This window comes from Streptosporangium heterodermiicola, from assembly GCF_051390675.1.
GTDB lineage: Bacteria > Actinomycetota > Actinomycetes > Streptosporangiales > Streptosporangiaceae > Streptosporangium.
The window spans coordinates 24,142-31,334 of the sequence record NZ_JBPJSR010000044.1 but is presented as its reverse complement, the minus strand read 5'-3'; the positions used below and the strand labels follow the sequence as shown (position 1 = coordinate 31,334).

General features: G+C 68.8%; 6 protein-coding genes and 1 riboswitch. Of the genes, 1 reads left to right on the top strand and 5 read right to left on the bottom strand.

Annotated features, from left to right (window positions below; genetic code table 11):
• Positions 1-617 precede the first annotated feature (617 nt).
• The 5 genes from ACSC1Q_RS41780 to ACSC1Q_RS41760 all read right to left on the bottom strand — a co-directional run bounded on the left by ACSC1Q_RS41780 (position 618) and on the right by ACSC1Q_RS41760 (position 5,399).
• Positions 618-818 carry a cold-shock protein gene (locus tag ACSC1Q_RS41780; protein ID WP_012895270.1) on the bottom strand — a complete coding sequence of 67 codons (201 nt, stop codon included), beginning with the start codon at positions 816-818 and terminating at the stop codon, positions 618-620.
• A 357-nt stretch (positions 819-1,175) separates the two neighbouring features.
• A complete protein-coding gene (locus tag ACSC1Q_RS41775; RefSeq protein ID WP_436764292.1) occupies positions 1,176-1,451 on the bottom strand; it encodes a MoaD/ThiS family protein in 276 nt (91 codons plus the stop codon).
• Positions 1,452-1,473: 22 nt separating this feature from the next.
• The gene (gene thrC, locus ACSC1Q_RS41770; protein ID WP_436764291.1) at positions 1,474-2,766 is read right to left on the bottom strand and encodes a threonine synthase; all 1,293 of its coding nucleotides are present in this window, start codon (positions 2,764-2,766) and stop codon (positions 1,474-1,476) included.
• Positions 2,767-2,780: 14 nt separating this feature from the next.
• Positions 2,781-2,923, bottom strand: a riboswitch (SAM riboswitch).
• Between the two features lie 244 nt (positions 2,924-3,167).
• Positions 3,168-4,691 (bottom strand): S1 family peptidase, encoded by a 1,524-nt coding sequence (locus tag ACSC1Q_RS41765; RefSeq protein ID WP_436764290.1) that lies wholly within the window; start codon positions 4,689-4,691, stop codon positions 3,168-3,170.
• Positions 4,692-4,841: 150 nt separating this feature from the next.
• Positions 4,842-5,399, bottom strand: coding sequence for an RNA polymerase sigma factor (locus tag ACSC1Q_RS41760; RefSeq protein WP_436764289.1), 558 nt, complete (start codon positions 5,397-5,399; stop codon positions 4,842-4,844).
• Between the two features lie 231 nt (positions 5,400-5,630).
• Between ACSC1Q_RS41760 and ACSC1Q_RS41755 the strand changes: the two genes are divergently transcribed.
• Positions 5,631-7,055, top strand: a complete 1,425-nt coding sequence (locus ACSC1Q_RS41755; protein ID WP_436764288.1) for an alpha,alpha-trehalose-phosphate synthase (UDP-forming) — start codon at positions 5,631-5,633, stop codon at positions 7,053-7,055.
• Positions 7,056-7,193: the final 138 nt, after the last annotated feature.

The window sequence follows — 7,193 nt, the reverse complement described above, 5'->3', positions numbered from 1 at the left end:
TTCTCCAGCACGACGTTACGGCCCTTGGGGCCGAGGGTCACCTTGACGGCGTCCGCGAGCTGGTTCATGCCACGCTCGAGACCGCGCCGGGCGTCCTCGTTAAACGCGATCATCTTGGCTGCCATACGGCTAGACCTCCCAGAGACAGGGTGGCTTACACCGGATCGAGCCGACGCCCGCGACGGCATGTGGGCCCACGACTCCGTTCGGCGGGCCCCATCGCCTCGATCCAGGATTGGCACTCTCTATGCGTGAGTGCCAACAATCTGTTTAGCACTCTACCCTGTCGAGTGCAAGCCACGATCCGTTGACCTGCGCCACCCGGGACGGGGACGTCAACTCCGTGTCATACCAGCGTAGATCTCGCGTCACGCGGATGTGGGCCGCACGTCATCATCGGGCCGCCGGCGTCTTCCCCGCCACCCGGCGGGCCCGTGTCGCGCGCCGCCCGTGCGTACACACCCCGCGCACCTCGTACGGCCACGCGCCCCGTGCGACGCGAAGGCCCGGCTCGCCCGTGGGGGGAAGGCGAGCCGGGCCTAGGCGGTGAGGATCCAGCGGACTGCGATACCGCGGGATCCACCGGCTCTTCCCAGCGAATTCACGAAACGGCTGTGTCAGACCGCCCGGACGGATTCCGCCTGCGGGCCCTTCTGACCCTGGGTGATCTCGAACTCGACCCGTTGGCCCTGTTCGAGGGCACGGTAGCCGTCCATCATGATCGCGGAGTAATGGACGAACACATCCTTACCACCGTCTACCGCGATGAAGCCGTAGCCCTTGTCCGCGTTGAACCATTTGACGGTGCCCTGCGCCACTTGCGACTCCTCTTACTGGTCTTAAGGACGACGCCCATTCCTCTCGCGAAGTCCTCAATCGCCGAAGCGGACTTCGCCGCGGCGATCGTTCCGACCATACCTGTGGGAAGCGGTAGGGCAACAGAGTCAAGCACCAAACTACCTCTTTACGAGAGCTTTTAGTACGAGGAGAGAGTTTCACTATCACTATTAGTTAGTTAAGGGTTACATTATCCATCTACTCCACGAATATGAGCTTGTGTCATAAAACACGGCACCCGCCCGGCCGGAGCCGGGCGGGTGCCGTGGAGTCGTGGACGCCCCTGGGGCGGCGCCGAGGCGGCGCTGGGCGGTCAGGGCCGCGTCAGGGCGGGAGGATCAGCCTCCGGCCACCGCCGGGATGATGGAGACCTGGACGCCGGAGGGCGTGGCCGTGTCGAGGTTGTCGACAAAACGGACGTCCTCATCCCCTACATAGACGTTGACAAAACGTCGGATCTTTCCCGCGTCATCGAGAATCCGGGCCCCGATCCCCGGGAAGTCCGCGTCGAGCTTCTGCAGAACATCGCGCAGGGTCTCACCCTCTCCGTTCACCTCGGCAGCACCATCGGTGTAAGTCCGGAGAATCGTCGGAATCCGCACAGAAACGCTCATAATTCAGTACCTTTCACGATTTCTAGGCGATAGCCGCACGGAATGCGTCAAGGGACGGCCGAATCACCGCGGTCGGGCGCGCCTCCGCGGCCACCGCGTCAAGGGTCTTGAGGCCGTCGCCGGTGTTGAGGACCACGGTCTCGGCGTCGGGGTCGAGCGTGCCCGCGGCGACCAGCTTGCGCAGCACCCCGACGACGACGCCTCCGGCGGTCTCGGCGAAGATGCCCTCGGTCCTGGCCAGCAGCCGGATCGCGTCGACGATCTCGGCGTCGGTGACGTCCTCGACCGCTCCGCCGGTGCGGCGGGCGATGTCCAGGACGTACGGGCCGTCTGCCGGGTTGCCGATCGCCAGCGACTTGGCGATCGTGTCCGGCTTGACCGGGCGGATCACGTCGTGGCCCGCCTTGTAGGCGGCGGAGACCGGGGAGCACCCCTCGGCCTGGGCCGCGAAGATCTTGTAGGGCTTCTCCTCGACCAGGCCGAGCGCGATCAGCTCCTTGAAGCCCTTGTCGACCTTCGTGAGCTGCGAGCCCGACGCGACCGGGATGACGATCTGGTCGGGGATGCGCCAGCCGAGCTGCTCGGCGATCTCGTACGCCAGGGTCTTGGACCCCTCCGCGTAGTAGGGCCGGAGGTTGACGTTGACGAAGCCCCACTGGTCGCCCAGCTCGTCGCCGATGAGCTCGGAGCAGAAGCGGTTCACGTCGTCGTACGTGCCCTCGATGCCGATGAGCCTGCCGCCGTACACGGAGGCCATGACGATCTTGGCCTGCTCCAGGTCGGAGGGGATGAACACGCAGGCGTCCAGCCCGGCCCGCGCGGCGGCGGCGGTCACGGCGCCGGCCAGGTTGCCGGTGGAGGAGCAGGAGAGGGTGTGGAACCCGAAGCTGCGGGCCGCCTCGACGGCGATGGCCACCACGCGGTCCTTGAAGGAGTGCGTGGGGTTGCCGGAGTCGTCCTTCACGTGCAGGGAGCGGATGCCCAGCTCGCGGGCGAGGTTTCCGGCGTTGACGAGCTTGGTCCAGCCGGGCGCCATGTTGGGCTTGCCGGCCACGTCCTCGGGGACGGGCAGCAGCGAGCGGTAGCGCCAGATGTTGGTCGGCCCCTCGGCGATGCGCTCCCGGGTCACACGCCCGAACTCGTACGCGATCTCAAGGGGCCCGAAACACTCCGTACAGGCGAAGTCGGGGCCGAGGTCGTAGCGGGCACCGCACTCCCGGCAGGAGAGGGCCACGGCGGGGCCGAAGCGCGGGTCACGCGCGCCGCCGGCACGACCGGAGGAGGTGGTGTTGTTCTCAGTGGTTGCGAGCGCCATGAAGCGAGGCCTTTCCCTCATCTTCGTCTGCGGACCACCCTGGTCACAGACCGGAATTGGCACCTGTCCCGGCCGACCTCGCGCAGATCGCGAGTCTTGAACCGGGATGGTTGCCGGGGCTTCGCAGGGCCGGTCCCTCCACCCCTCTGGATGAGCAAATATTCAGTTTGGAACCTGACGCGCAGGTCCTAAGCACTCTACCCCGCCCCGCCGCCCTCCTGACTCCTTGTCTCGCTGTGCGAGACATGGCGTGTTATCCAGCGGACAACCGGAGCCGGGGCGCCGGTCGCGAGGCATCCGGCACACGGCCCGGAAAGCGGGTGAGGCCCCCGCCGGGCCCGCGATCCTCGGTGATCGCGGGCCCGGCGGGGGCCTCACCCCTTCTCCCGGCCGTCGCGGGGCTACGGTGTCCGGTACCCCAGGGTGTACGGGCCGGAGCCGGCCGTGGAGAACACCCGGTAGCGGTAGTAGCCGGCCGTGCCGGTGTAGGAGATCCTCTCGTCGGGACCCGCGCCGTCGGAGGTGGCGACGACCGTCCAGCTCGTCCCGTTCCACTTCTGCAGGTACAAATCGAAGTCGGTCCCCTCGATGCCGTCCAGGCAGGCGGTGTGCGGGCCCCTGACGGTCGACCGGTAGTAGAGGTTGTTCGGCTGGTAGGCGGACTGGCCGGTGGACAGGGTGCCGGTGTAGACGTTCGGGAAGCCGGTGCAGGTGCCCGTGACCGGCGGCGGCGGATTGCCAGCGGTGGTCCGCAGGCTCAGTCCGTAGGCGGTGAGGATCTCGGCGATCGGCTGGAAGTAGGTGGTGCCGCCCTGGCTGCAGTCGCCGGAGCCGCCCGAGGTGACGCCCTGGGCCTGGTCGACGGAGATGAAGGAGCCGCCGGAGTCGCCGGGTTCGGCGCAGACGCTGGTGCGGGTCAGCTGGAAGACGGTGCCCTGGGGGTAGGTGACGCTGGCGTCGCGCTGCTGGATGACGCCGCAGTGCCAGTCGGTGGTGGAGCCCGACCGGCAGACCGAGGCCCCCTCGATGGCGACCCGGGCGCCGGCGACGGGGACGGTGCCACCCTCGCTGTTGCCCACCGCCGGCGTGGCCGTCCAGTTGGCGTTGGTCGCGACCCAGGAGTAGTCGTTGCCCGGGAAGGACGATCCCTGGAAGACGCCCTGGGCGACGCGGTTGAAGCCGGTGGTGGTGTTACCGGGGTTGCCGCAGTGCCCGGCGCTGACGAAGCCGTTCTGGGTGCCCTTGAGCACGGGGAAGCCGATCGAGCAGCGGCTGGTGACGCCGATGTAGTAGGCGTCCCCGCCCACCAGGTTGTACAGGGGCTGGGGAACCTCGGTGGAGGGCAGCACGACCACCGCGGTCCTGTCCACGCCGGCGCTCTCGACGACGGTCTGGGCGACGTTGGGGAGCGGGACGAGGACGACCACCTTGTTCCGCTTCACGTCGACGTAGCGCACACTCGACACGAGAGGCTGCGCGGGCAGGGTGTTGTCGAGCTTCTTCTTGACCGCGGCGAGTTCCGCGAACGACCTGGAAACGACCTCCGCCAGGGCGCCCTCGGAGACGATCATGGGGATGTCGGCGGGGCTGGTGGTGGCCATCACCAGGGACTGGGCGCTGTTCCCCCGGAGCCAGGTGCCGCCGAAACGAGGACCGAGCCTCCTGCTCAGCCGCAGCGCGATCGGGGTCAGGTGGGCCTCGTTGAGCAGGCGGGCCCGAGCCTGGGCCGCGGTGAGACCGAGATCGCGTTCGAGCGCCTCCAGCATGCCCGGCGGCGGTTGCCGCACGGCTGACGACGCGGGCGAGGTGGCGGGCGTGCCCGGGGCACTCGCCGCCCGGCGGTCGGCGCCGGCCGGTACGGCGGCCAGGGCAAGTGCGATGAGCGCCAGGACGCATCCTGCGCCGGCGGCATGTCTGCGGGACATGGATCTCTCCTCGGCCTCGGCTTTCGAAAGCGTGAGGGGAGATCGCCGTGGGTCACCAATTGATCACGTGACGCGGGCAACGTCACTTTAGATCAGATGAGTCCTCTCAAGGCCGTTGAGGGCACGCGCCACGCGGAGGATGTTTTCCCGTCAGAAGCCGTAGGCGTCGCCCAGGGCGCCCTGGACGTACTTGCGCGCCTGGTGGATGCGCGACTTGGCGGTGCCCAGCGGGATGCGCAGCTGCTCGGCCACCTCGTTGTAGTCGAGCTGGCAGATGTCGCGCAGCACCAGCGCCTGGGCCAGCTCCGGCTTCTCGGCCTCCAGCGCCTCCATCGCGTCGAGCAGGTCCAGCCTGGAGCCGGCGATCACGCTCACCCGGGCGACGTCCGGCTTCTGCAGCGGCAGCTCGTCGGAGCTCTGCTCGGCCGCGCGGCGCTTCAGCGAGCGGTAGGTGGTCCTGGCGCAGTTGGCGGTCACGATGTGCAGCCAGGTGCTGAACCGGGCGCGCCCCTCGAAGCGGGCGATGTTGCGCGCCACCGCGAGCAGGGTGTCCTGGCAGGCCTCCTCGGCGTCCTGCCGGAAGGGCAGGATCCGGCCGCAGTGCCTGAGCACGGCGGGCTCGATCCGCTTCAGCAGCTCACCGAGAGCGCGGTGGTCACCTTGGGCGGCCGATCGGGCCAGGTCCTCGGTCGTCTCGTCCAGCGCCATCACGGGCCCCCATCAGCGGTCACGGTCGCTGGACATCCTACGGTCGGGGACCGCGAATGGTGACCCGCCCTCCCCGCCACAAAAAGGATGATATGGCAGGGCTCATCACTCCACCTGCTGACAAAAACTGACACAATTCGATGAACGCCCTTCCTTCCTTGACCCGAAGAGCGAGGACATCCCGACGAGGTGCCGGTTAACCTTGGGAGTCTCCTCGCTCAAGGAGAATCGATGAGCGCGATCCTGGTGGCCTCCAACCGCGGCCCCGTCTCCTTCACCCTCTCCGAGGACGGCTCGCTGTCCATGCGCAGGGGAGGTGGCGGCCTGGTCTCCGGCCTGTCGGAGGTCGCGAGGGACCTCGACGTCCTGTGGGTCTGCGCGGCGCTGTCCGACGGCGACCGCGGCGCCGTGCGGCTGGCCCCCGGCGGCCGTCTCGACCAGGCGGGCTACGACACCGGGGCGCTGCGGATGCTCGACATCCCCCCGGCGACCTTCCACCGCGCCTACAACGCGGTCGCCAACTCCACCCTCTGGTTCGTCCACCACCTCCTCTACGACACCCCCAACAGGCCGTACTTCGACGCCAGGTTCCGCCGGGAGTGGGAGTCGTACCAGTCGTACAACGAGGCGTTCGCGATGGCGCTCGCCGAGGAGGCCCCGCACGGGGCGCGGGTGATGGTGCAGGACTACCACCTGAGCCTGGCCCCGGCGATGCTCAGGGGGGAGCGGCCCGACCTGCGGGTGGCGCACTTCTCGCACACGCCGTGGGCGCCGCCCGAATACTTCAACCTGCTCCCCGACGACGTCGCGACCGAGCTCCTCGAAGGCATCCTGGGCGCCGACCACGCGGGCTTCCTCACCGCCCGCTGGGGCGGGGCGTTCATGGACTGCTGCGAGACGGTGCTCGGCGCGCGGGTCGACCGCGGGGAACGCACGGTCACGCACGCGGGCAGGACGACCCGGATCGGCACCCACAGCCTGGGCGTCGACGGCAAGGCGCTCTGGGCCCGGGCCTCCGAGCCCGACGTGGAGTCCCACATGGCCGCGCTCCGCGCCCAGGTGGGCGACCGCAGGCTGATCGTGCGGATCGACAGGACGGAGCTGTCGAAGAACATCGTGCGGGGCCTGGTCGCCTACAAGCAGTTCCTCGCGGCCCACCCGGAGTGGCACGGCCGGGTCACGCACCTCGCCTTCGCCTACCCGTCCCGGCACGACCTGCCCGAGTACCGCGAGTACACGGCGGCGGTGCAGCGCTGCGCCGAGGAGATCGAGGACGAGTACGCCACCGAGGACTGGGACCCGCTGATCCTCAACGTCGACGACGACTACCCGCGCTCGCTGGCCGCCTATCGGCTGGCCGACGTGCTGCTGGTCAACCCGATCCGCGACGGCATGAACCTGGTGGCCAAGGAGGGGCCGATCCTGTCGCCGCGCAGCGCGCTGGTGCTGTCGCGGGAGGCGGGCGCCGCCGCCGAGCTGGGCGAGCACGCGCTGACGGTGAACCCCTACGACGTCTCGGCCACGGCCGCCGCGCTGCACGAGGGCCTCACGATGCCCTCGGACGAGCGCGCCAGGAGGGGCGTCCTGCTGGCCGCTGCGGCGACCGCGCTCCCCCCGCACCGCTGGTTCGCCGAGCAACTCGACGCCCTCGGGTGACGCTCGGGCCGTCAAACATGTTCGGCCCGTGTCCGCCGGGCGGCTCGACGCCTCCGGGTGACACCCGCGCCATCAGGCATATTTAGACCCGTATGAGATAGTTTTTGCGGCTATTTCACTTTTTCTGGCGTACGGGAG

Coding starts and splice junctions, on each gene's coding strand:
- ACSC1Q_RS41775 (WP_436764292.1), bottom strand. CDS start 1,451: ATGAGCGTTTCTGTGCGGATTCCGACGATTCTCCGGACTTACACCGAT.
- thrC (WP_436764291.1), bottom strand. CDS start 2,766: ATGGCGCTCGCAACCACTGAGAACAACACCACCTCCTCCGGTCGTGCC.
- ACSC1Q_RS41765 (WP_436764290.1), bottom strand. CDS start 4,691: ATGTCCCGCAGACATGCCGCCGGCGCAGGATGCGTCCTGGCGCTCATC.
- ACSC1Q_RS41760 (WP_436764289.1), bottom strand. CDS start 5,399: ATGGCGCTGGACGAGACGACCGAGGACCTGGCCCGATCGGCCGCCCAA.
- ACSC1Q_RS41755 (WP_436764288.1), top strand. CDS start 5,631: ATGAGCGCGATCCTGGTGGCCTCCAACCGCGGCCCCGTCTCCTTCACC.